Source organism: Gemmobacter lanyuensis, assembly GCF_014652355.1.
GTDB classification, from domain to species: Bacteria; Pseudomonadota; Alphaproteobacteria; order Rhodobacterales; family Rhodobacteraceae; genus Gemmobacter; species Gemmobacter lanyuensis.
The window spans coordinates 1-22,006 of record NZ_BMYQ01000008.1; the positions used below are offsets into that span (position 1 = coordinate 1).

Genomic DNA, 22,006 nt, shown 5'->3' on the forward strand with positions numbered 1-22,006 from the left:
CGCAGACCCACCTTGGCACATCGATGCCGTCGGGGGGCGGTCACATCATCAACGCCTGGGCACCAGCAACATGGAGGGCATGGTAGGCGATCTGTCGAAACAACTCTCCCAATCCGTGGGCAATGCCCTGACACGGGCCAGCGTGTCGCTTAGCGAAGCCACTGACCGTATTGGCCTCATGGTGGATCGGATGGACGGCAGTCAGGCTCAGGCCGGGAACGGCCTGCGGGACGCCGTTGACCAGTTGTCCAAGGCCATGGCCGATATGCGCTCTGAAGTTGCGGCCAGCGGGAGAACTGCCACCGAAGCCATGACCTCCGGCGCGGATCGCCTGCTTTCGGTGATGAACGACACACTGAACGGCATCCGCGAAAACACAGGACAAGGGGCCACTGCGATGCGTAGCGCTGCCGAAGAGATGCGCCGCGCAGCAGAGGGCTTCCGCGAGGCCCTGACCGCTGCCAGCGCAGAAAGCGCTGAGGCCGTGCGGCTCAAAATGGCGGCAAGCTCGGAGGAAGCGGGCAAAGCCATCACCGGAGCGGGGACCGCCTTGTTGGAAAGCTTCAGCAAGACAAGTTCGGACATCTCGGGCCTTGGCGCCCAGGTTGGGGATGGACTGCGGGAGGCCTTGGGACAGATGTCGCAAACCCTAGCAGATCTGAGCGCAAAGGTCACGGCCAGCGGGCAAACTGCGACCGACACGATAAACGCGGGCGCAGACCGGTTGCTTTCGGTGATGAACGAGACCCTTTCGGGCATCCGTGACAACACTGGACAGGGCGCAGAAGCAATGCGCGCAGCCGCTGATGAAATGCGCCGTGCGGCGGAAGGCTTCCGCGACACCTTGGCCAACGCCAGCGAGGCCAGCGCAGAAGCCGCGCGCCAAAGGATCGCGGCCAGCACCGAAGAAGCAGGTCAGGCCATCACCGGTGCGGGCCAGTCCCTGCTGGAGAGCTTCAACCAAACCAGTGCCGATATCGCCAAGCTTGGCACAGAAATGGGCGGGGTCATCGGCGACGAACTCCTGTCGCGTCTGGAAGAGGTAAGCGGGCGCCTTTCGGAATTCGCTGATGCTGTAAAAGAAGGCGCATCGGGCGCGCAAAAGGCGGCCTTGGGCATGAACACGGGGGCCGATGCCATCAATGGCGCCTCGACCGGGTTCCGTGGAGCAAGTCAGACGCTGACCGCCGCATTCGACCCAATCCGTGCATCGCAGGAGCGGATCGAGATTACACTGCGCCGAGTTGGAGATCTTGTTGAAACGGTTTCGGAGACCCTGATGCAGAACTCTGCCTCGGTGGCAGAAAACGCAGCCCACGTGTTGGACACGGCACAAACTGCCTTGGGCACGGAACGCGAAGGGATCCGTCGCAACCTCGAGGCAACCCGCGCCGCGATCGCACAATTGTCCCAGGAGGCTGCCAAGCTGGATCAGATCGACGCCAGCCGAGGCCAGCCTGGCCTTGGAAACCGCGATCCGCGCCTCGCTGCGGGATGCCCTTTTCCTCTGCGAACGCGATCCGGCCTTGCGCGCGATCGAAAGCACGGCGCGTCACCTCGGGATCGACCTCGTCGGAGAGGACGAGGATCTGCCGATCCTCGCCGACAAGATGCTTCGGCTCATGATCGAGCTCAGCGAAGAACGCGAGCGGCGTACGCGTGGCCATTTCTCCGACAACCAGCCCTACCTCGCCCTCGAACTTTCGGGCGAAAACACGTCCACCAGCTTTACGAAAACATCCTCAACGGCCCCGCACGCCCCAGCAGGATTGGAACGGAACGCTCCCGCTGAACCGACCCAAGCCGCGGACCAAACCGCCGCGTCAGACCCCGGCAGATCCGCCGAGCGTCCCTCCAACGAACCGGACGAGGCCGCCCCGGCATTGGTTCAAGCAACCGAGCCGAGCGATGGTTTCGACGCCTGAGCTGCTGCCGGTTTCGTGGACGGCGAGTTCAGCTAGCATAGCGCGGGCCTCGAACTCCATGGGGCTGAGGTAGCCCAGTTTCGAATGCCGTCTGCGCGGGTTGTAGAAGCGCTCGATGTAATCGAAGACGGCGGCGCGTGCCTCGTCTCGGGTGCGGTAAACCTTCCGTGCCGCCCGTTTGGTCTTCAGCGATGAGAAGAAGCTCTCCATTTCCGACCTCGCCATGGTCTCTCGGACCAGTGGCGTTCCCATGGCTCGATCCCAGACGTTTCCGGCCCGGCTCATCAAGCAGGTGATCTCGTTTTCGGCCAGAAGCCGTTGAAACTGCTCGCCTGTGTATTGCGAGCCCTGATCTGAATGATTAAGCAGCGCGTCAGACTTGCCGCGTCGCCACACGGCCATCATCAGCGCGTCCATCAGCTGCAGCTCGCCCCAGAAACTGGCGGCCATCGCTGGCACAAAAAGCAAAAGGCCCCTGAAGGGGCCTATGCTTTTCCTTATTAAGGAAGGATGGTACCGACTCCCCGGCTCGAACGGGGGACCCCCAGATCCACAATCTGGTGCTCTAACCAACTGAGCTAAGTCGGCACTGGCGGCGGTTTAGCCCCCCGCTTCGGGGATTGCAAGACCCCTCACGCGCTTGCCATCAGGTTTTTTCGGCGCTAGGCCAAAGATCAAGAAAAGCATCGGAAATCTGGAGGATGCGATGGGCATCGACAAGCAAAGCGAGATCGCGGCGAACCTGCAAATCGGGCCGACCGATCAGGGCATGGTACGAATCTACGTCGAGGCAGAGGGCGGGATCGAGCTGCCGCTCGACTTCGATCCTGATGAGGCCGAAGAGATCGCGGAAGAGCTGCGCGCAGCGGCAGAGGCCGCCCGCGCCATGGCCGACAGCCGCCCTAAGGGGAAGCGCTGATCCGCGGATCCCGCAGCGCCTGCAGACGCAGCGCCGCATGGCGCGCGAATTTCTGCACCATGACCTTGCGACGGGCCGGTGCCAATAGCGTGGCCGGCCCCATCCGCAAAATTTCGGCCCCGTAATCATCGGCCAGGATCAGGCCGGTGTCCTCAGGCAGGATCTCGGTCGGGAAATTCAGGTCCACCGCCCAGAAGAAGCGGTCACACCATTCCAGATAATTCTGCCATTTACGGTCGGCGGCGAAATCCGCCCGCCCAGATTTGCATTCGATCACCCAGATCTCGCCCTTAGGGCCAAGCGCCATCACATCGACGCGCAGGCCGGGGCTGGGCACAAGCTCTTCCACGCTGACAAATCCATGGCCCAGCAGATGCCGACAGACCCCGCGCGCAAGGCGCTGGCCGGGCATCAAAAGGGTTTGGGTCTGATCATCTTCCGCCATGACGAAAAAAGAACACATGGCGAACAAGGTTGCAAGTCCCGCCAAGAACCCTTGCAAGGGGCGCAGGCGCGGCCTACCTAGGGGGTGGCGGGTGCTGCTCCTCGCGTGTGGGACACTTTTCCAGTGGCCGATAAGCAAACGAACGGGGGCTGGCTCTGGCAGGATCCTGGTCTTGCTACCTGGCACCCACCTGAGACCTCTGGCTCTCGGGAAAATCCGTCGCCCACGGTTGCTGCGGGCCCGCCACCTACATCTGAAAAAGCCCGGCGCTGCCGGGCTTTTGTCATTCGGGGGCCTAGGTCAGTGCCGGACGCGGCGCGTGGTCTGGGCCTTAGCCTCAACCCGCACCGGGATCAGCGCCGGGGCCCGGGTGCCGCCGTGCGGGCCGTCATCGGTTTGGGCCTGACGCATCACCGCAATGGCGAATTGCGCGCCGGCAAACACGACACCATTGCTCACAAACATCATCAGCGCGGCCAGCCAGCCCATTTCGGTTTCCAGAACCAGATGGCCGAGGTTGGCAATGTCAAACCCGACCAGCAGCGCGACAAAGGCCGCAGACAACCCATACCCAATCGCAACATTGGTGATGTAAAGGCGGACGAGTTTCGGCATGGCGATTCCTCCTGTCAATGAGGAAAACCTAGCACTCTGACCGCCGAGGACCAGTGCCAAAGCGCCGCACCGCGGCGCATTCTTGCGCAGGTCAGGGGGTTTTCGGCAAGAATTGGAGCATTTCGCCCCCTGGCCCTTCCAGAACCAGCATCCCTTCTTGCACCTGCGCGCGGGTCACGCGGGACAGGGTTGCAAGAAAGGCCGTCTCGGCGGCCAGATCCGGGCAGGCCATGCGCGTCGCGCCGATGCCCGACAGCCGGAACGCGGGCAAGGTGCCCTCGACCGTGGCGAACCAGCGGTTGCAGGGCGCCTGCCCCGCAGCCCGCCCCGGCTCGCGCAGGTCCAGCGTGACGGGCCGCGCGCCCTTGGCCTGCAGAACCCATTCCTGCGCCAAGGTCGGCCCGTCGGACTGACAGGCGGCCAGCAGGATCAGGCAGGCAAGCAGAGGACGCTTCATCGCGATGCCCTTCAGGCCGTAAAGGCTTGGGGCTTTTCTTCGCGGGCCATATGATCGAGCACCGCATTCACGAATTTCGGCTCTTTGCCATCATCGAAGAAGGCCTTGGCCACATCGACGAATTCGTTGATCACCACCTTGGGCGGGGTGTCCAGCGCCACAAGCTCGGCCCCGGCGGCCCGGAACAGCGCGCGGATCACCGGGTCGATCCGGTCGATCGGCCATTTCGCCACCAATGCACGGTCAGTCAGCTGGTCGATCTTGGCCTGCCAGTTCACCGCCTCGGACACGAGGCTGCGGAAATGCTTCAGATCGCCCTCGGCCATTTCGGTGCCATCCTCGAAAACCTCGCCGAAGCGGTGGCTTTCGAATTCGCGGACGACGCGCTCCACCGTCTGCCCCGAGGTTTCCATCTGGAACAGCGCCTGCGTGGCGAAATAGCGCGCGGCGGACCGCATCTGTTTCTTGTCAGCCTTGCTCATGCGGACATTCCCCCTTCGGGACGAAAGCCCATGCCGCCGCGGCTGCCGGACCATTTATGCGAAAGCGCGATCAGATGCAGCGCCGCCGCCGCTGCCCCGCCGCCCTTGTTCTGGCCCGCAACCTCGGCGCGGACCTCGGCCTGATGGCGGTTTTCCACCGTCAGGATGCCATTGCCGATGCAGGCGCCCTGCAATCCCAGCAGCGTGATCGCGCGGCTGGAGTCATTGCAGACCGTATCGTAATGGGTGGTTTCACCGCGGATCACGCAGCCAAGCGCGACATAGCCGTCATATTCGGCCATGCGTTCGGCCATGGCGATGGCGGTCGGAATCTCCAGCGCGCCCGGCACCTCGATCACCTCGGCCTCGGCGCCGCAATCGGCAGCCACGGCCTTGGCCCCGGCGACCAGTGCATCCGCGATATCCTTGTAATAGGGCGATACCACGATCAGCAGCTTTACAGGCCGGTCAAAGCGCGGCAGCGGCAAAGTGTAATGTGTTTCGTTCGCAGCCATGGTCAGTCCTTGATCGGGCGGGTTCCGGCGATCGAAAGACCATAGGCCTCAAGACCCACAACCTTCGGTGCCTGGTGATTGGTGACAAGCGTGATCTGCCGCAGACCGAGCGCGGCAAGAATCTGTGCCCCCAGCCCATACTGGCGCAGCGTCTGCGGCGCAACCTCTGCCCCGTCGATCAGTTTCATCGAGGTGTCGCGCAGCAGCACGACCACGCCGCGCCCTTCGGCCGCGATCAGGCGCATCGCCCCCGACAGCTCGCCCGCGCTGGTGGAATCGCCGATCCCCAGCACATCGGCCAGCGGGTCCATCGCATGCATCCGCACCAGAACCGGCTCGCCCGAGGCGATGTCGCCCTTGGTCAGCACAACATGTTCGCCGCCCTGCGCCACGTCCGAAAAGATCCGCATGACCCAATCGCCGCCGTGGATCGAGGTCACGCGCTTCACCGCGCGTTCGCGCACCAGATTGTCATGGCGGCGGCGATAGGCGATCAGATCGGAAATCGTGCCGATCTTCATGTTATGGCGCTGCGCGAACTGGATCAGGTCGGGCAGACGGGCCATGGTGCCGTCATCATTCATGATTTCGCAGATCACGCCCGCGGGCTTCAACCCGGCCAGACGCGAAATGTCGGTCGCGGCCTCGGTATGGCCTGCGCGCACCAGCACCCCCCCGTCACGCGCCCGCAGCGGGAAGATATGGCCGGGCGTCGCAATGTCCTGCGGGCCAGTCTTGTCATCAATGGCCACGGCCACGGTGCGCGCGCGGTCGGCGGCGGAAATCCCGGTTTCCACCCCTTCCCGCGCCTCGATGGAAACGGTGAAGGCGGTCTCATGCCGCGAGGAGTTCTTCGAGGCCATGAGCGGCAGGCCCAGCTGGTCGATCCGCTCGCTCGACAGCGTCAGGCAAATCAGACCGCGGCCATGCGTGGCCATGAAGTTGATCGCCGCCGCGTCGCACATTTCCGCCGGGATCACGAGATCCCCTTCATTCTCGCGGTCCTCATGATCCACGAGAATGAACATCTTGCCCTTCCGGGCGTCCTCGATGATCTCCTCTACCGAGGAGATGGCGTCGGAAAAATCGCTCTTCGACTGGCTCATCGCATGTCATCCTGGCTATGGCGGGCCCCTCATGGGCCTTTTTTGTGCCATAGCGCGGCCCGCCCGTGAAGGCCAGTCTGCAAACCGCGGCAAATACGCCATACGGCCCTGCGGGGGCGCACAGATCAGGTGCCGCAGAAGGTGCGGAACGATCCGGCAAAGGCGGCGGGGGCCGGCAGGGCATAGGCCTCAAGCCCCGGGCGTTCGGTGAAGGGATCGGCCAGCACCTGTAAAAGCTGCTGCACCGGGGCAAGGTCGCCCCCCTCGGCCGCGGCCAAGGCCTCTTCGACCTTGAAATTCCGCGGGATGTAGATGGGGTTTGCCGCGCGCAGCCGGGCCGGCGCATCGGGCGCAAGACGCGCACGCCAGCGCGGCAGCCAGCCCTCCAACGCGGCCGGATCGGCCAGCAGCGGGCGCAGATGGCCCGGATCGGACACCGCTTCCGCCAGACGGCGGAAGCCCAGCGTCCAGTCCGCCCCTTGCAACAGCGACAGGAAATCGGCGATCAGCGCGGCGTCACCGGGGTCTTCGCCCGCCAGCGCCAGCTTTCCGCGCATGACCTGCAACCAGGCCGCCTGATACTGCCCCGCGATCCCATCCAGCCTTCCATTCGCTAGATCGATGGCCCGTTCTTCATCGGGGTCAAACAGCGCAACCAGCGTTTCGGCCAACCGCGCAAGGTTCCAACCCAGGATCAGCGGCTGATTGGCATAGGCATAGCGCCCCTGCCGGTCGATCGAGGAAAAGACCGTGCCAGGGGCATAGCTTTCCATGAAGGCGCAGGGGCCGTAATCGATCGTTTCGCCCGAGATGGTCATATTGTCGGTGTTCATCACGCCATGAATAAAGCCCAGCCCCATCCATTGCGCGATCAGCCGGGCCTGCACCGCGATCACGGCATCAAAGAAGGCCAGATAGGGGTTTTCCGCCCCCGCCGCCTGCGGATGATGGCGGGCGATGGCGTAATCGGCCAGACGGCGCACCTGATCGGCCTGCCCCCGGGCATGGAAGAATTCGAAGGTGCCGATCCGGATATGACTGGCCGCGACGCGGGTCAGCACGGCGCCAGGCAAAACGCGGTCGCGCTGCACATGGGCGCCCGTCCTCACTGTTGCCAGCGCGCGCGAGGTGGGCACGCCCAGCGCCTGCATCGCCTCACCCATGATATATTCGCGCAGCACCGGGCCAATGGCCGCCAGCCCATCCCCTCCGCGCGAAAACGGCGTGCGCCCCGACCCTTTCAGCGCGATGTCGCGGCGTTGGCCGTGAATATCCACCACCTCGCCCAGCAAGAGCGCGCGACCATCGCCCAGCTGCGGGGAAAAGCCGCCGAACTGATGGCCCGCATAGGCCTGCGCCACGGGATCAGCCCCTTCGGGCAGGCGGTTGCCGGAAAAGACATCGGCGGCGATGGGCTGCAAGGCCACGGGGTCGAGGCGCAACTCGGCGGCAAGCGCGGTGTTCAGCAGCAGAAGCTGCGGCGCAGGGGCCGCCGCGGGGCGCTGGCGCAGCCAGGTTCCGGGAAGATCCCGCACATAGCTGTTGTCGAATTGCCAATCCATCCGCCGCCCTTTCCTGTTCGCCCCTCGGATATGGCCCCCGGATCCGGGCAGGGCAAGCGTCAGGCGGGAAAGAAGCGGTCGGCGGGCAGGTAATAGCCCAGACGCCCCGCGACGCACCATTCCGCCTCGAACGGGGCCTCGCCCACCAGCACCACGCCTTCGGGCCGGTGCGGCCCACGCGCGGCCAGCAGCGCCGCCCGCGCCTCGGCAAAGCTGCCATAGGGGCGCGGCGCGGGGTGGACGGCGTCAAAGCGCGCGGCCTCGGGCAGGGTTTGCGGCGTCAGCGGCGTCACCGTCAGCGCGATCTGCCCGCACCCCGTGATCCGGGCCAGTCGCGCCGCACGGTCGGTGGGCAAACTCGCATCCCGCGGCCCCACCCGCAGCGCATTCGACGAAAAGAGAAAGGCCACCACATCATGCCCCGAGGCGGCACGGACACTGGCATAGGTCTTGTAATCCAGACCCAGCTCCTGCGCGCGGCGCACCCGGCCGCGCAGCACTTCGATCGGCAGATGGGGCAGCAGGGCAGACCGGGCGGCCTGCCAGCAATGCCGCCGCCATGACAGGCCGGCAGTTTCCGGCCCGCCGTTATGCCCGATGCCCGGTGTCACCCAAAGTCCCGCAGGCGGGCGACATAGCGGGCCATGGTATCCACCTCCAGGTTGATCTTCTGGCCCACCGCCACCTCGTTCCAGGTGGTCACGCTTTGGGTGTGGGGGATGAAGTTAATGCCGAAATCGCAGCCGTCGACCTCATTCACCGTCAGCGAAGTGCCATTCAGCGCGACCGAACCCTTGGGCGCGATGAAGCGGGCCAGCGCCTCGGGCGCGCGGAAGGTCACGCGCAGGCTGTCGCCCTCGGGGCGAATCGCCACGACCTCGGCCACGCCATCGACATGGCCCGACACGATATGGCCGCCCAGTTCATCGCCCACCTTCAGCGCGCGCTCGAGGTTCAGCCGCTTGCCCACCGTCCAAGCACCGATATTCGTCTTGCTCACACTCTCGGCGCTGATCTGCACATCGAACCAGTTCCGCGGGCTGCGCCCCAGCGCAATCACGGTCAGGCAGCAGCCCTCGCAGGCAATCGAGGCGCCAAGATCGATGCCATCAACATCATAGGCGGTGCCGATCCGCACGCGCAGATCCCCCTGCTGTTCCAGTTCCAGCACTTCGCCAACATCGGTCACGATCCCGGTGAACATCGTCTCTCTCCCGCAACGGTTTGCCCAGACCTAAGCGCCGCGCCACGGGAATGGCAAGACCGGGCCACAGATCTGCCGCCATCCATCCCCATCATTCCGCACGGCATGGGGCGACCGCCCCATTTTTCCGCTTCCCGGCGCCCCTTGGCATGGTATCGGAGAGACAGGACCATGTGATGACTGAAACGGGTATGAGTGTGCAGCACGGAACGACCGGAGAGGCGAAACGGTTCCTCTTCCTGCAAGGGCCGCATGGTCCCTGGTTTCACCGTCTGGCGCAGATGCTGCGGGCGGCCGGGGCAGAGGTCTGGCGCGTAGGCTTCAACAGTGGCGACCGGGCCTTCTGGCCCCACCGCGACACTTACATCCCCTTTCAGGACAGGCCCGAGGACTGGCCGCAGGTCTTTACCGATCTGATCGACCGGCTGGGCATCACCGAGATCGTGCTTTACGGCGATACCCGCCCGATCCATGCCCGCGCGATTGAAATTGCCCGCGCGCGCGGTCTTGTGATCCATGTCTTTGAAGAGGGCTATCTGCGGCCCCACTGGATCACCTATGAACGTGGCGGATCGAACGGGAATTCGCGGCTGATGCAGCTTTCGTTGCCGGAAATGAAGGCGGCACTGGCGCAGCTGGACATGGATCTGCCCGATGCCCCCGCCCGCTGGGGCGACATGCGCCAGCACATGTTCTACGGCGCGCTGTATCATGGTTTTGTCTTGGCCGGGTTCCGCGCCTATCCCCGCTTTCGCCCGCACCGCGCGCTGACCGTGCGGCAAGAATTCTGGCTCTACGCCCGCCGCTTTGCCGCCCTGCCCTTTCACGCACTGGAACGCAGGCTGGCCACCTTCCGCATCCGTCATGGCGGGTTTCCCTATCACCTCGTGCTTCTGCAGCTGGAACATGACTCCAGCTTTCAGATGCATTCGCCCTTTTCCACGATGACCGAGTTTCTGGAGCTGGTGATCACCGAATTCGCCAAAGGCGCCGCTCCCCATCACCATCTGGTCTTCAAGGCCCATCCGCTGGAGGACGGGCGTGTGCCGGTGGCCCGCACGATCCGCCGCCTTGCACGGGAACACGGGGTTTTTGACCGGGTGCATTTCGTGCGCGGGGGCAAACTTGCGCGGCTTCTGAACGATGCCCGCAGCGCCGTCACCGTCAATTCCACCGCCGGGCAACAGGTGCTCTGGCGCGGACTGCCGCTGAAAACCTTCGGGGCGGCGGTCTATGCCAAGCCCGAATTCGTCTCGACCCAGCCCCTGCATGCGTTCTTTCGTCAGCCTACCCGCCCCGACAGCCGCGCCTATCGCGACTATCGCCACTACCTGCTGGAAACCAGCCAGGTGCCCGGGGGATTCTATTCCTCGCGGGGGCGGCGGGCGCTCCTACGACAGGTGGTAGACATGATGCTGGCCCCCGAAGATCCCTATGATGCATTGACATCCGGAAACGCGGCACCACGGCAACAGTTGCGACTCGTTCAATGATCCGCGTATGTCTGACTCGCAATTTCGCCCGTCTTTCTGTAGGTTTGTCCGCAAAACTTGAAGCGGACCGCCGCCAAGGCGGGACCCGACGCAACAAGGAGCCCGAGCAGTGAATTTCACCACCTCCCGCGCAGCCAAGGCGGCGGTCATGGCCGTTCTGGTGTCCTCGGTGGCCGCCTGCGGGCTGCCCCGCTCTGGCCCGAACAAGAGCGAAATCTACGCGGGCTCGGTCCTCAAGGGCGGCGATGCCTTTGTCGTCAGCGTGAACAGCCGCGTGACGCGGGCGACCTCGGTCATGCCCGCCTTCGGCTTCAGCTCGCGTTTCTCGGGGGCTGGCGTGGTCGGCTCCGACACCATCTCGCCCGGCGATGTGCTGGGCCTGACCATCTTCGAAAACGTCAAGGATGATCCGCTGCTGGGCAATACCGGGCAGCGCGTCTCGGCGCTGGATGAGGTGCAGGTGGATGGCCAAGGCTACATCTTCGTACCCTATGCCGGCAAGATCAAGGCGGCCGGGCAGACCCCGGACAGCCTGCGCCAGATCATCACCCAAAAGCTCGACAGCCAGACCCCGGACCCTCAGGTCACGGTCGCGCGGCTGGCAGGCGATGGTCAGACCGTGACCGTCTCGGGTGCGGTCAGCGGTCAGGGCGTTTTCCCGATCGAACGGCCCACCCGTACCCTCTCGTCGATGATCGCAAAAGCGGGCGGCGTGGCGATCGAACCGGCGGTGGCGGTGGTGCGCGTCACCCGCGGCGGTGAAACCGGCAAGGTCTGGCTGCAGGATCTCTATGAAAACCCCGGGCTCGACATAGCCCTGCGTGGCGGTGACAAGATCGTGGTCGAACGTGACCAGCGTGCCTTCGTGGCGCTTGGCGCGACCGGGGCGCAAAGCCTTGTGCCGTTCGAGACGCAGACCCTTTCGGCCATTGAGGCGATTGCCCAGGTCGGGGGCCTGAACACTTCGCTCGCCGATCCCACGGGGGTCTTCGTGTTCCGCAATGAAACCGCCGCCGTGGCGAACACCGTGCTGGGCCGCAAGGACCTGAAGGGGGAACAGCGCATGGTCTATGTGCTGGACCTGACCCAACCGACCGGCATGTTCGAGGCGCGCGATTTCCTGATCCGCGATGGTGATACGCTCTATGTGACCGAGGCGCCGTTCACGCAATGGTCGAAGACCATCGCCGCAATCACCGGCACTGCCGGGGCGGCCGATACGCTGGCCAGCGTCGGCAGCTCGACCGCCAGCTCCGGGAACTGATTTGCCGCAAGGCGAGGCATCCGACACAGCCGCCGAAGCGCCCCTTCGGCGGCTGTGCTATTTCAACGCGGGCTTCCTGTGGCAGGGCCGGGTGCGGCGTGTCTTGCGGCTGGCGGGATATGAGCTGCGCGCGGCACGGGCCGGGGATGCCGATGCCGTGGTGGTCTGGGGACGGTCCCCCCATGCCCGGCGGGGCGAGGCTGTGGCCGCCGCGCGGCGCCTGCCCCTTCTGCGGGTTGAGGATGCCTTCCTGCGGTCTGTCCGCCCCGGCCGTTCGGGCGATGCGCCGCTGGGCCTGCTGATCGACACGCAGGGGGTGCATTTCGACAGCAGCGCGCCCTCTGATCTCGAACGCTGTCTCGCCGCGCATGACTTGGACGATTCGAACCTTTTGCGCCGCGCACGAGAGGGGATTGATCGTATTCGCGCCCTTCATCTGTCGAAATACAACATTCACGACCCCAACCTACCCCCGCCCCCCGCAGGCTATGTGCTGGTGGTCGATCAGACGCGCGGCGATGCGTCGATCCGGCACAGTGGCGCGTCTGAAACCACCTTCGCCGAGATGCTTGCTGCCGCCCGGCAGGATCACCCGCAGGCGCGGATCGTGATCCGTAGCCATCCGGAAACCATGCTGGGCCATCGGGGGGGGCATTTCGGTCCCGCCGATGGCGATGCCCGCACGGTGATCTGCGCCGATCCTGTCTCGCCCCAGGCGCTGTTGGAGGGGGCGATTGCGGTCTATACCGTCTCCTCGCAGCTGGGCTTCGAGGCGATCCTTGCGGGCCATCGTCCGCAGGTCTTTGGCCAGCCATGGTATGCGGGCTGGGGGCTGACGGCGGACCACCAGCCGATTGCGCGGCGCAAGCGGCGGCTGACAGCCGCGCAGCTTTTTGCTGCGGCGATGATCCTTCAACCCGTCTGGTATGACCCCTGCCGCGACCGGCTTTGCAGTTTCGAAGAGGCGCTGGACCAGCTTGAGGCCGAGGTGCGCGCGCATCGCGAGGATCGTCGCGGCTATGTTGCGACGGGCATGCGGCTGTGGAAACGACGCCATCTGCAGGCCTTCTTTGGTGGCGAACGCCCGCTGCTGTTCCGCGATCCGACCCCGCGGGCAAGCCAGGTGGCGCAGCAGCGCGGACGCCCGCTGCTGGTCTGGGGCGCGGCCCCTACCCCGGATGATGCACGGCGGGTTGAGGATGGGTTCCTTCGTTCGCGCGGGCTGGGCGCGGCGCTGGTGCCCCCTCTCAGCCTCGTTTCCGATGATCTCGGGCTTTACTATGACCCAAGCCGCGAGAGCCGGTTGGAGCGGCTGATCCTCTCACCCCTGCCCCCCGGTGGTGCGGATCGGGCGGAGCGGCTGCGCGCACAGCTGATCGCGGCGGGGGTCAGCAAGTATAACCTCGGTGGCGCGCTGCCTGATCTGCCCGCAGGGCATCGCATCCTTGTGCCGGGGCAGGTTGAGGATGATGCCTCGATCCGCCTTGGCGCCGGAGAGATTTGCACGAACCTCGCGCTTTTGCAGGCGGCGCGGGCGGCAAACCCTGATGCCGTCCTCATCTACAAACCCCACCCGGATGTTGAGGCCGGCCTGCGCCCCGGCGCCGTGCAGGCCGAAGGGCTGGCCGATGTGATCGCCCGGAACGCCGATCCGATCCGTCTGATCGAGGCCTGTGACGAGGTCTGGACCATGACCTCGCTTCTGGGGTTCGAGGCGCTGCTGCGGGACAAGCCGGTGACCTGCACCGGCGCCCCCTTTTACGCGGGTTGGGGGCTGACCCGCGATCTGGGCGCCCCGCCCGAGCGTCGCCGCCGCGCGCCCGATGGCCATGCCCTGCCCCGCCCCGGCCTTTTGCATTTGATCCATGCCGCGCTCATCGCCTATCCGCGCTATTACGACCCCGTCAGCCGCCGCCCCTGCCCGGTGGAGGTTGCGGTTGACCGTCTGGCCCAAGGGCAGATCCCAAACACCGGCCCGGCCTTGCGGATCTTGTCCAAGCTGCAGGGGATGCTTGCCAGTCAGGCGCATCTCTGGCGTCAGTAGATATAGCGGATCTGTTCGGTCCAGTAGCGTTCCATCCGCTTCAGCGCCTGATTGACATCCTCCATCCCGGCAGAGGTGATAAGACCGCGCTTTTCCAGCCCGCCCGCGTGGCGCGAGAACAGCTCATGCAGCTGGCCCCGAACCCGGCGCCCCTTTTCCGTCAGCCGCACCCGCACCGACCTGCGGTCAATCTCGGACCGCTGATGGTGCATATAGCCCAGTTCGACCAGCTTCTTCAGATTGTAGCTGACATTGCTGCCCTGATAGTAACCGCGGGACTTCAGTTCCCCCGCCGTTACTTCATTCTCGCCGATGTTGAACAGCAAAAGCGCCTGAACGGGGTTGATCTCCAGCAGACCCAGCCGTTCGAATTCGTCTTTGACCACATCCAGCAGCAGACGGTGCAGCCGCTCGATCAGCGCAAGGTTTTCCAGATAGCCGAACATGAACGCCCTATGCGCGCCGTCAAGCACCTGTTGATGAACCGTCATACCGCAATCTCCACCGTTCAGTTCTAGGGGCAGATTCGGCACAAAAAGGAAACATCCCGTAAATTGCTGCGGCAAAACCGTGCAATTTTAGGTAATTGCCGCGCCCGACCGGCGCGGCCACCTGATCAGGCGCCCGGCTGCAACCGCGCGCGGGCAAAGGCGCCGATGTCAGTGATCAGCACGGAAAACCGTTCCGGCGCTGGGGTTTGGCCCAGAACCCAAGGCAGCAGGTCCTGATCATTTTCCCCCAGCAGCGCATCGTACAGATCCAGACGCTCGGGCGACATGGTCGCCAGATGCGCCTCGGCATAGGGGCCGAGGATCAGGTCCATTTCCTTGGTCCCGCGTCGCCAGCTCCGCATCTGCATCCGCTTGAGCCGCGCTTCCGCCGTTTCTGCAACCGTCTGTGCCATTGCCATTTTCCTTGCCCGCATGGGCCCTTGGGCCTAGAACTCGGCCGACCTTATCCCGCCTGCCGGAGCTTTGCATGGCCTTCCTGTCCGATACCCTCGCCCGTGTCAAACCCTCGCCCACCATTGCCGTGACGACGAAGGCCGCCGAGCTGAAGGCCGCCGGGCGCGACATCATCGCCCTGGGGGCGGGTGAGCCGGATTTCGACACGCCGCAGAACATCAAGGATGCCGCCAAGCGGGCCATCGATGAAGGCAAGACGAAATACACCGCCGTCGATGGCATCCCCGAGCTGAAAAAGGCGATCTGCGCGAAATTCCTGAAGGAAAACGGGCTGACCTATGCCCCGAACCAGATCACGGTTGGCACAGGCGGCAAGCAGATCCTCTACAATGCGTTGATGGCAACCTGCAATCCGGGGGATGAAGTGATCATCCCGGCGCCCTATTGGGTCAGCTACCCGGATATGGTGCAGCTTGCGGGCGGCACGCCGGTGCCGGTGGTGGCGACGCTGGAGAACAACTTCAAGATCACCGCGGCGCAGCTTGAGGCCGCCATCACCCCGCGCACCAAATGGTTCATCTTCAACAGCCCCTCGAACCCCACGGGCGCGGGCTACAGCTGGGATGAGCTGAAGGCGCTGACCGATGTGCTGATGCGCCACCCGCAGGTCTGGATCATGTCGGATGACATGTATGAACATCTGGTCTTTGACGATTTCACCTTCTGCACCCCCGCGCAGGTGGAACCGGGGCTTTATGACCGGACGCTGACCTGCAATGGCGTGTCGAAATCCTATGCGATGACCGGCTGGCGCATCGGCTATGCCGGGGGTCCGGCGCATCTGATCAAGGCGATGGGGACGATCCAGTCGCAATCGACCTCGAACCCCTGTTCGGTCAGCCAATATGCCGCGCTGGAAGGGCTGACCGGCCCGCAAGAGTTTCTGGCCGCCAACAGGGGGCTGTTCCAGCGCCGCCGCGATCTGGTGGTCTCGATGCTGAACACCTGCCCCGGCATCACCTGCCCCACGCCGGAAGGCGCCTTCTACGTCTATCCCGATATCGCGGGCTGCATCGGCAAGACCAGCGCGGGCGGCGCGGCGATCACCGATGACGAGGCTTTCGCCACCGCCCTTCTGGAAGAGACGGGCGTGGCCGTGGTCTTTGGCGCGGCCTTCGGGCTTTCGCCCAACTTCCGCGTCAGCTACGCTACCTCGGACGCGGCGCTGCACGAGGCCTGCACACGCATCAAGCAGTTCTGTGAAGGTCTGAAATAAGGGGTGTCCATGTCGGGCGATCTGCCAGACTATTACTTCCGCATCCGCGAAAACGGGGCTGTCGTGTTCAAGGTCGATACCGAGAACCGGCAGCGCCGCATCGACATGGATGAAATCGCCACGGTCAATGTGAAGAACGGCAATATCAAGCCGCATGGCGATTACAGCCTGACCCCGGAAGACCTGCAGACGATCCGCGACTGGATGGCCCGGCGCATCGCGCTGCTGGCGCGACGCGACATCGACGATATTCACCGCGCGGTGGATTACCTGAACACCACCACCCATTGGGTGCAATCCAAGGCCACCCCCGACCAGCTGGAAGAGGTGACGGATGCCCTGCTGCTGGCCATGCATGACTTGCGGTCGGTGCTGGTGCGCAAGAAGGCCGAACGCCTGCTGAGCGCAAGCGACGACGACGGGGACGCCTGATCCCCTTCACACGCCCGCCTTCACGCCGGAACGGCCGTGGCGGGCGCGGCCGCGGGCACGCGGCTCCAGAACCGGAACATCAGGGCCGAGGCCGCGAAGAAGAGGCCGATCACCAACCCCGACCACAGCCCCACCCCGCCCCAATCGGCGCGGAAGGCCAACCACCAGCCCGCAGGCACCCCGATCAGCCAATAGCTGACCGCGGCAATCCACATCGGCACGCGGGTGTCCTGCACGCCGCGCAACAGCCCCAGCGCCAGCACCTGCCCCGCATCCATCATCTGGAAGGCCGCCGCATAGGCGAGAAGCACGCTGCCAAAGGCAAGGATCTGCGGCGCCTCGGCGCTGCTGCGGTCGATGAAAAGGCCGACGATCGGTTCGGCATAGATCAGGTAGATGCCGATCTGCACCACCCCCACCACCGCCGAAATGGTGATGGCCATCACCCCGCCGCGCCGCAGGTTGCCCCAGTCTTCGGCCCCGGCAAAGCGGCCGGTGCGGACGGTGGTCGCATTGGACAGGCCCATATGCATCATGAAACCGATCGAGGTCACCTGCATGGCGATGCCATGGGCGGCCAGCTCGACCGTGCCGATCCAGCCCATCATCAGGGCGGTGGCCTGAAACAGCCCCGCCTCGGCCAGCCCCGTCAGGCCGATGGGCAGGCCCAGACGGAAGACCAGCCCCATCGCGTGCCAATCCGGCCGCCAGAAGCGCTGGAACAGATGGAACCGCCGCGCGAAGGGCAGCCAAGCCGCATAGGCAACCAGCAACACCAGCGTCATGACCTGCACCGCAAGCGAGGCGATAGCCGCGCCCTCAACCCCAATCTCGGGCGCCCCCCAGCGGCCAAAGACCAGCGGATAGCAGATCAAGCCATTCACAAAGACCGCCGCCACCGTGACCCAGAGGACGACCTGGGTCCGCTCCAAAGCCGCGAGATAGCTTTTCAGCGCCATCACCAGCAGCGCCGGAACCATCCCCAGCCCCGCGATCCGCAGGAAATCGGCGGCATGGGCGGCAACCTCGGGTTTCTGGCCCAGCATCAGCAGGATGTGTTCCGACCACCAGAACAGCGGATAGCACATGAAGCCGAACAGCATCGACAGCCACATGCCCATGCGGGCGGCGCGGCGCACCTCGGTTTCATCGCCGCGGCCAAGCGCCTGCGCGACCATGGGCATCACCGCCTGGGCAAAGCCCGCCCCCAGAATGAAGATCACGAAAAAGCACGATCCCCCCAGCACGACCGAGGCAAGCTCGGTCACGCCATACCACCCGAGGATGATGGTATCGACGACATGCAGCGCCATTTGCGCGATATGGCTGCCGACAAGGGGCAGTCCAAGCGCCAGCAGGGCGCGGGCGTGGGCGAGGCGGGACAGAAGCTGGGTCATCCGCTCCGTTTACCGGATGGTCAAGGATGCGGCAAGGCAGCGGGCGACATTCCATGTCGTCCGCGCCCCATTTCAACCCAAAGATGCAGCGCCGGATCAGCCGCGCGCGCGGCTGTAATCATGCGGCAGCGCGGTCGAAAGGATATGCCCCTCGCCGCCGATCACCTGATGCGCGCGCCCCACGATCAGCGGATCGGGGGTTCCCACGACCTCGGGGTCTTTGCCCGGATAGTCGATGGTCGACAGGAAATGGCGCATGCAATTCAGGCGGGCGCGCTTCTTGTCATTCGACTTGACGATGACCCAGGGCGCATCGGCGGTGTCGGTATAGAAGAACATCGCCTCTTTCGCCTCGGTATAGTCATCCCATTTGTCGAGGCTCGCCTTGTCGATGGGGCTGAGCTTCCACATCTTCAGCGGATCGGTTTCCCGCGCGATGAAGCGGCGGCGCTGTTCGTCGCGCGTGACCGAGAACCAGTATTTGTAAAGCCGGATGCCAGAGCGCACGAGCATCCGCTCCAGTTCCGGCGCCTGGCGCATGAACTCAAGGTATTCCGAGGGCGAACAGAAGCCCATCACGCGTTCGACACCGGCGCGATTGTACCAACTGCGGTCATAGAACACGATCTCGCCCGCAGTGGGCAGATGCTGGATATAGCGCTGGAAGAACCATTCGCCCTTTTCCTTGTCGCTGGGCTTGGTCAGCGCCACGACGCGGGCATAGCGCGGGTTCAGATGTTCCATGTAGCGCTTGATGGTGCCGCCCTTGCCCGCGGCATCGCGCCCCTCCATCAGGATGACGAATTTCTGCCCGGTTTCCTGCGCCCAGATCTGCACCTTGAGCAGCTCGGCCTGCAGCCGCGCCTTTTCCGCCTCATAGGCGATGCGGCCCATCGGGCGGGCATAGGGGTAGCGACCGGATTCGAAGGCCTGCCGGATCTGGTCGGCGTCGGCCTTGGGGAAGGCCCGGGGGCCCACCTGTTCGAATCCCTCGCCTTCGGGGGCGACAACGGGGGGTTCGGGCGCAAGCGCGGCGGGGGCGATCACGGCGGTATCTTCCATCAACGTCTCCTTTTTACAGCACGGGGCAAGCCTTCACCATTTCGTGACGCGGCGCCTTGATCCGGGTCAAAACCGGCCGGGAATCTTGGTGCGGAACGTCAGAAAGGCTTGCGCTTGCGGGGCGCGCGGCCTCTCATGCCGCAAACCCTGCGCCAGAGGAGATGCCGCAGATGATAACCCTCTATGGTTGCCGCCGTTCCCGCGCCTCGCGCCCGATCTGGCTGCTGGAGGAGCTGGGCCAGCCCTTCACGCTGATCCCGGTCATTCAGGCCTACCGCCTGCCAGATCCCGACGCCGCGGATGCGCCACTGAACACTCGCTCGGCCAGCTATCTGGCGGTGAACCCCATCGGGCAGATCCCCGCGCTGGTCGATGGTGATCTGGTGCTGACCGAAAGCCTTGCGATGTGCCTGCATCTGGCGCGCAGCGCGGGCGGGCCTCTGGCCGCCGCCACAGCCACCGAGACCGCGCATGTGGAAAACTGGACGCTCTTTGCCGCAACCTCGGTCGAGGCAGATGCCCTTACGGTGATGATGGGCGCCTCTGACGCTGAGAAGGCCGCCGCCGCCGAACGCCTGAACCGCCCCTTTGCCCGGCTGGAGGCGCATCTTGCGGGGCGCGACTGGCTGCTCGACCGCTTTACCGTGGCCGATATCATCGTTGCGGAATGCGTGCGCTATGCCCAGGGGGATGCGGGCCTGATGGCCGCCTATCCCGCGATCACCGCCTGGCTTGCGCGCTGCCACGCCCGCCCCGCGTTCCAGCGCATGTGGCAGGCCCGGCTTGCAGAACCCGCATAACGGCAACCGGTTGGGGCGCTTTCCACCAGCGCCCCCTAGCACTTGATTCCGGTGGCTTGCGCCAACCTGCGGCGGATGGTCTAATCACCGCCCATATCCGCATGACAAGGAATCGAGCGCCCCATGGTCTCAGACATGTTCGCCGCCCAACCCGAGGAATATAACGCCTCGTCGATCGAGGTGCTCGAGGGGCTGGAACCTGTCCGCAAGCGGCCGGGGATGTATATCGGCGGCACCGATGAACGCGCGCTCCACCATCTGGTGGCCGAGGTTCTGGACAACTCGATGGACGAGGCAGTGGCCGGCCATGCCAACCGCATCGAGGTTGAGCTTCACGCCGATCACAGCGTCACCATCCGCGACAACGGCCGCGGCATCCCCGTCGATCCGCACCCGAAGTTCCCCGACAAATCCGCGCTGGAGGTGATCCTCTGCACCCTGCACGCGGGCGGCAAGTTCAACGGCAAGGCCTATCAGACCTCGGGCGGTCTGCATGGCGTCGGCGCTTCGGTGGTGAACGCGCTGTCCGACCGTATGGTGGTTGAGGTCGCGCGCAACCGCGAGCTGTTCCGCCAGAGCTTTTCCCGCGGCATCCCGCAGGGACCGGTGGAAAAGGTCGGCCCCGCGCCGAACCGCCGCGGCACCAGCGTGACCTTCCACCCCGATGCCGAGATTTTCGGCTCGCTCCAGATGAAGCCCGCGCGTCTGCTCAAGATGGTGCGGTCCAAGGCCTATCTCTTTTCGGGCGTGGAAATCCGCTGGAAAACCGCGATCAACGACGGGGAAACCCCGCTTGAGGCGACCTTCCACTTCCCCGGCGGTCTGGCCGACTATCTGGCCGACACGATGCAAAAGACCACGACCTATGCCGACCGTCCCTTTGCCGGGAAGGTGAATTTCACCGAAAAATACGGCGTGCCGGGCAGCGTGGAATGGGCGATCAACTGGACCCCGTCGCGCGACGGCTTCATTCAGTCCTATTGCAACACCGTGCCCACCCCCGAAGGCGGCACGCATGAGGCGGGCTTCTGGGCCGCCATCCTCAAGGGCATCCGCGCCTATGGCGATCTGGTCAAGAACCGCAAGGCTGATCAGATCACCCGCGAAGACCTGCTCACGGGCGGCTGCGCGCTGGTGTCCTGCTTCATCCGCGAACCGCAATTCGTGGGCCAGACCAAGGACCGCCTGTCCACCGAAGAGGCGGCGAAATGGGTCGAAGGGGCCGTGCGCGACCATTTCGACAACTGGCTGGCCAATGATACGAAATCGGCGGGGGCGATCCTTGATTTCCTCGTGCTGCGCGCCGAAGAACGTCTGCGCCGCAAGCAGGAAAAGGAAACGCAACGCAAATCCGCGACCAAACGCCTGCGCCTGCCCGGCAAGCTGACGGATTGCAGCGCCAAGAACCGCGACGGGACCGAGCTCTTCATCGTCGAAGGCGACTCGGCCGGTGGATCGGCCAAGGGCGCGCGCGAACGCGAGACGCAGGCGATCATGCCGCTCAAGGGCAAGATCCTGAACGTGCTGGGCGCGGCTTCGAACAAGCTGGGCGACAATGCCGAAATCCGCGACATCTGCGAGGCGCTTGGCGTGCAGATGGGGACCAAGTTCAAGCTGGATGATCTGCGCTATGAAAAGATCATCATCATGACCGACGCCGACGTGGACGGCGCGCATATCGCCAGCCTGCTGATGACCTTCTTCTACACCCAGATGCGGCCGCTGATCGATCAGGGGCATCTCTATCTGGCCTGCCCGCCGCTTTACCGGCTGACGCAGGGCGCCAAGCGCGTCTATGTCGCCAATGACGCCGAGAAGGAATATTGGCTGGAGAAAGGGCTGGGCGGCAAGGGCAAGATCGATGTGCAGCGTTTCAAGGGTCTGGGCGAGATGGACGCCAAGGACCTGAAGGAAACCACGATGGACCCCAAGTCCCGCACGCTGATCCGCGTCTCGATCGATGAGGATGAACCGGGTGAAACCAGCGATCTGGTGGAACGGCTGATGGGCAAGAAGCCCGAGCTGCGCTTCCAGTATATTCAGGAAAACGCGCGTTTCGTGGAAGAGCTGGACGTGTAAGACAAGGGGGCTGCGGCCCCCTTG

The 22,006-nt window shown here is 64.6% G+C and carries 23 protein-coding genes and 1 tRNA gene; 9 read left to right on the top strand and 15 right to left on the bottom strand.

Annotated elements, in window-relative coordinates; genetic code table 11:
- Positions 1-1,792: phage tail tape measure protein (locus tag IE101_RS12790; RefSeq protein ID WP_229804163.1), on the top strand; the 1,792-nt coding region annotated here is incomplete at its 5' end.
- A gap of 31 nt (positions 1,793-1,823) precedes the next feature.
- Here the strand turns inward: IE101_RS12790 and IE101_RS12795 are convergent.
- Positions 1,824-2,375, bottom strand: a complete 552-nt coding sequence (locus IE101_RS12795) for an IS3 family transposase (protein WP_189634247.1) — start codon at positions 2,373-2,375, stop codon at positions 1,824-1,826.
- Positions 2,376-2,436: 61 nt separating this feature from the next.
- Positions 2,437-2,513 (bottom strand) — tRNA-His (locus IE101_RS12800).
- 118 nt (positions 2,514-2,631) lie between these two features.
- Here IE101_RS12800 and IE101_RS12805 point away from each other — a divergent pair.
- The gene (locus IE101_RS12805) at positions 2,632-2,844 is read left to right on the top strand and encodes a DUF6324 family protein (protein WP_189634248.1); all 213 of its coding nucleotides are present in this window, start codon (positions 2,632-2,634) and stop codon (positions 2,842-2,844) included.
- Here the strand turns inward: IE101_RS12805 and IE101_RS12810 are convergent.
- The 9 genes from IE101_RS12810 to IE101_RS12850 form a co-directional block, all read right to left on the bottom strand.
- Complete coding sequence (locus IE101_RS12810) at positions 2,828-3,256, bottom strand: MmcB family DNA repair protein (RefSeq protein ID WP_229804164.1); 429 nt, start codon at positions 3,254-3,256, stop codon at positions 2,828-2,830. The genes IE101_RS12805 and IE101_RS12810 overlap by 17 nt on opposite strands.
- 333 nt (positions 3,257-3,589) lie before the next feature.
- Positions 3,590-3,904 carry a hypothetical protein gene (locus IE101_RS12815; RefSeq protein WP_189634250.1) on the bottom strand — a complete coding sequence of 105 codons (315 nt, stop codon included), beginning with the start codon at positions 3,902-3,904 and terminating at the stop codon, positions 3,590-3,592.
- A gap of 91 nt (positions 3,905-3,995) precedes the next feature.
- Positions 3,996-4,361 carry an META domain-containing protein gene (locus tag IE101_RS12820; protein WP_189634251.1) on the bottom strand — a complete coding sequence of 122 codons (366 nt, stop codon included), beginning with the start codon at positions 4,359-4,361 and terminating at the stop codon, positions 3,996-3,998.
- 11 nt (positions 4,362-4,372) lie between these two features.
- A complete protein-coding gene (gene nusB, locus IE101_RS12825; protein WP_189634252.1) occupies positions 4,373-4,843 on the bottom strand; it encodes a transcription antitermination factor NusB in 471 nt (156 codons plus the stop codon).
- A complete protein-coding gene (locus IE101_RS12830) occupies positions 4,840-5,358 on the bottom strand; it encodes a 6,7-dimethyl-8-ribityllumazine synthase (protein ID WP_189634253.1) in 519 nt (172 codons plus the stop codon). The genes nusB and IE101_RS12830 overlap by 4 nt, the downstream gene beginning before the upstream one ends.
- Before the next feature lie 2 nt (positions 5,359-5,360).
- Positions 5,361-6,464 (bottom strand): 3,4-dihydroxy-2-butanone-4-phosphate synthase, encoded by a 1,104-nt coding sequence (gene ribB, locus IE101_RS12835; RefSeq protein ID WP_189634254.1) that lies wholly within the window; start codon positions 6,462-6,464, stop codon positions 5,361-5,363.
- Between the two features lie 125 nt (positions 6,465-6,589).
- Complete coding sequence (locus IE101_RS12840) at positions 6,590-8,026, bottom strand: protein adenylyltransferase SelO (protein ID WP_189634255.1); 1,437 nt, start codon at positions 8,024-8,026, stop codon at positions 6,590-6,592.
- Positions 8,027-8,085: 59 nt separating this feature from the next.
- On the bottom strand, positions 8,086-8,637 hold the full coding sequence (locus IE101_RS12845; RefSeq protein ID WP_189634256.1) for a hypothetical protein: 552 nt from the start codon (positions 8,635-8,637) through the stop codon (positions 8,086-8,088).
- A complete protein-coding gene (locus tag IE101_RS12850) occupies positions 8,634-9,230 on the bottom strand; it encodes a riboflavin synthase (RefSeq protein ID WP_189634257.1) in 597 nt (198 codons plus the stop codon). Before IE101_RS12850 ends, IE101_RS12845 begins: the two co-directional genes overlap by 4 nt.
- Before the next feature lie 176 nt (positions 9,231-9,406).
- Between IE101_RS12850 and IE101_RS12855 the strand changes: the two genes are divergently transcribed.
- The 3 genes from IE101_RS12855 (at position 9,407) to IE101_RS12865 (ending at position 14,031) form a co-directional block, all read left to right on the top strand.
- Complete coding sequence (locus IE101_RS12855) at positions 9,407-10,723, top strand: capsule polysaccharide biogenesis protein (protein WP_229804165.1); 1,317 nt, start codon at positions 9,407-9,409, stop codon at positions 10,721-10,723.
- A gap of 109 nt (positions 10,724-10,832) precedes the next feature.
- Positions 10,833-11,987: a polysaccharide biosynthesis/export family protein gene (locus IE101_RS12860; RefSeq protein WP_373296118.1), complete on the top strand. Its 1,155-nt coding sequence runs from the start codon at positions 10,833-10,835 to the stop codon at positions 11,985-11,987.
- A gap of 1 nt (position 11,988) precedes the next feature.
- Entirely contained in the window at positions 11,989-14,031 is a 2,043-nt protein-coding gene (locus IE101_RS12865) for a capsule polysaccharide biogenesis protein (protein ID WP_229804166.1), read from the top strand.
- Here IE101_RS12865 and IE101_RS12870 read toward each other — a convergent pair.
- Both IE101_RS12870 and IE101_RS12875 read right to left on the bottom strand, forming a co-directional pair.
- The gene (locus IE101_RS12870; protein ID WP_189634258.1) at positions 14,025-14,522 is read right to left on the bottom strand and encodes a MarR family winged helix-turn-helix transcriptional regulator; all 498 of its coding nucleotides are present in this window, start codon (positions 14,520-14,522) and stop codon (positions 14,025-14,027) included. The two genes, IE101_RS12865 and IE101_RS12870, sit on opposite strands and share 7 nt — an antisense overlap.
- A 125-nt stretch (positions 14,523-14,647) precedes the next feature.
- A complete protein-coding gene (locus IE101_RS12875; RefSeq protein WP_189634259.1) occupies positions 14,648-14,935 on the bottom strand; it encodes an FAD assembly factor SdhE in 288 nt (95 codons plus the stop codon).
- 74 nt (positions 14,936-15,009) lie between these two features.
- Between IE101_RS12875 and IE101_RS12880 the strand changes: the two genes are divergently transcribed.
- Both IE101_RS12880 and IE101_RS12885 read left to right on the top strand, forming a co-directional pair.
- Positions 15,010-16,212, top strand: a complete 1,203-nt coding sequence (locus tag IE101_RS12880; protein ID WP_189634260.1) for a pyridoxal phosphate-dependent aminotransferase — start codon at positions 15,010-15,012, stop codon at positions 16,210-16,212.
- 9 nt (positions 16,213-16,221) lie between these two features.
- Positions 16,222-16,644 (top strand): hypothetical protein, encoded by a 423-nt coding sequence (locus IE101_RS12885; RefSeq protein ID WP_189634261.1) that lies wholly within the window; start codon positions 16,222-16,224, stop codon positions 16,642-16,644.
- 20 nt (positions 16,645-16,664) lie between these two features.
- Here IE101_RS12885 and IE101_RS12890 read toward each other — a convergent pair whose 3' ends face one another.
- Complete coding sequence (locus IE101_RS12890) at positions 16,665-18,041, bottom strand: MATE family efflux transporter (protein WP_189634262.1); 1,377 nt, start codon at positions 18,039-18,041, stop codon at positions 16,665-16,667.
- A gap of 96 nt (positions 18,042-18,137) precedes the next feature.
- Positions 18,138-19,103: a polyphosphate kinase 2 gene (ppk2, locus tag IE101_RS12895; RefSeq protein ID WP_373296119.1), complete on the bottom strand. Its 966-nt coding sequence runs from the start codon at positions 19,101-19,103 to the stop codon at positions 18,138-18,140.
- A 170-nt stretch (positions 19,104-19,273) separates the two neighbouring features.
- On the opposite strand from ppk2, the gene IE101_RS12900 reads away from it, so the two are divergent.
- Positions 19,274-19,903: a glutathione S-transferase family protein gene (locus IE101_RS12900; protein WP_189634264.1), complete on the top strand. Its 630-nt coding sequence runs from the start codon at positions 19,274-19,276 to the stop codon at positions 19,901-19,903.
- Positions 19,904-20,026: 123 nt separating this feature from the next.
- Complete coding sequence (parE, locus tag IE101_RS12905; RefSeq protein ID WP_189634265.1) at positions 20,027-21,982, top strand: DNA topoisomerase IV subunit B; 1,956 nt, start codon at positions 20,027-20,029, stop codon at positions 21,980-21,982.
- The last annotated feature ends 24 nt before the right edge of the window (positions 21,983-22,006 follow it).

Coding starts and splice junctions, on each gene's coding strand:
- IE101_RS12870 (WP_189634258.1), bottom strand. CDS start 14,522: ATGACGGTTCATCAACAGGTGCTTGACGGCGCGCATAGGGCGTTCATG.
- IE101_RS12900 (WP_189634264.1), top strand. CDS start 19,274: ATGATAACCCTCTATGGTTGCCGCCGTTCCCGCGCCTCGCGCCCGATC.
- IE101_RS12875 (WP_189634259.1), bottom strand. CDS start 14,935: ATGGCACAGACGGTTGCAGAAACGGCGGAAGCGCGGCTCAAGCGGATG.
- IE101_RS12880 (WP_189634260.1), top strand. CDS start 15,010: ATGGCCTTCCTGTCCGATACCCTCGCCCGTGTCAAACCCTCGCCCACC.
- IE101_RS12805 (WP_189634248.1), top strand. CDS start 2,632: ATGGGCATCGACAAGCAAAGCGAGATCGCGGCGAACCTGCAAATCGGG.
- IE101_RS12810 (WP_229804164.1), bottom strand. CDS start 3,256: ATGCCCGGCCAGCGCCTTGCGCGCGGGGTCTGTCGGCATCTGCTGGGC.
- IE101_RS12795 (WP_189634247.1), bottom strand. CDS start 2,375: ATGGCCGCCAGTTTCTGGGGCGAGCTGCAGCTGATGGACGCGCTGATG.
- parE (WP_189634265.1), top strand. CDS start 20,027: ATGGTCTCAGACATGTTCGCCGCCCAACCCGAGGAATATAACGCCTCG.
- IE101_RS12855 (WP_229804165.1), top strand. CDS start 9,407: ATGACTGAAACGGGTATGAGTGTGCAGCACGGAACGACCGGAGAGGCG.
- IE101_RS12840 (WP_189634255.1), bottom strand. CDS start 8,026: ATGGATTGGCAATTCGACAACAGCTATGTGCGGGATCTTCCCGGAACC.
- IE101_RS12850 (WP_189634257.1), bottom strand. CDS start 9,230: ATGTTCACCGGGATCGTGACCGATGTTGGCGAAGTGCTGGAACTGGAA.
- IE101_RS12885 (WP_189634261.1), top strand. CDS start 16,222: ATGTCGGGCGATCTGCCAGACTATTACTTCCGCATCCGCGAAAACGGG.
- ppk2 (WP_373296119.1), bottom strand. CDS start 19,103: ATGGAAGATACCGCCGTGATCGCCCCCGCCGCGCTTGCGCCCGAACCC.
- IE101_RS12815 (WP_189634250.1), bottom strand. CDS start 3,904: ATGCCGAAACTCGTCCGCCTTTACATCACCAATGTTGCGATTGGGTAT.
- IE101_RS12890 (WP_189634262.1), bottom strand. CDS start 18,041: ATGACCCAGCTTCTGTCCCGCCTCGCCCACGCCCGCGCCCTGCTGGCG.
- IE101_RS12820 (WP_189634251.1), bottom strand. CDS start 4,361: ATGAAGCGTCCTCTGCTTGCCTGCCTGATCCTGCTGGCCGCCTGTCAG.
- nusB (WP_189634252.1), bottom strand. CDS start 4,843: ATGAGCAAGGCTGACAAGAAACAGATGCGGTCCGCCGCGCGCTATTTC.
- ribB (WP_189634254.1), bottom strand. CDS start 6,464: ATGAGCCAGTCGAAGAGCGATTTTTCCGACGCCATCTCCTCGGTAGAG.
- IE101_RS12830 (WP_189634253.1), bottom strand. CDS start 5,358: ATGGCTGCGAACGAAACACATTACACTTTGCCGCTGCCGCGCTTTGAC.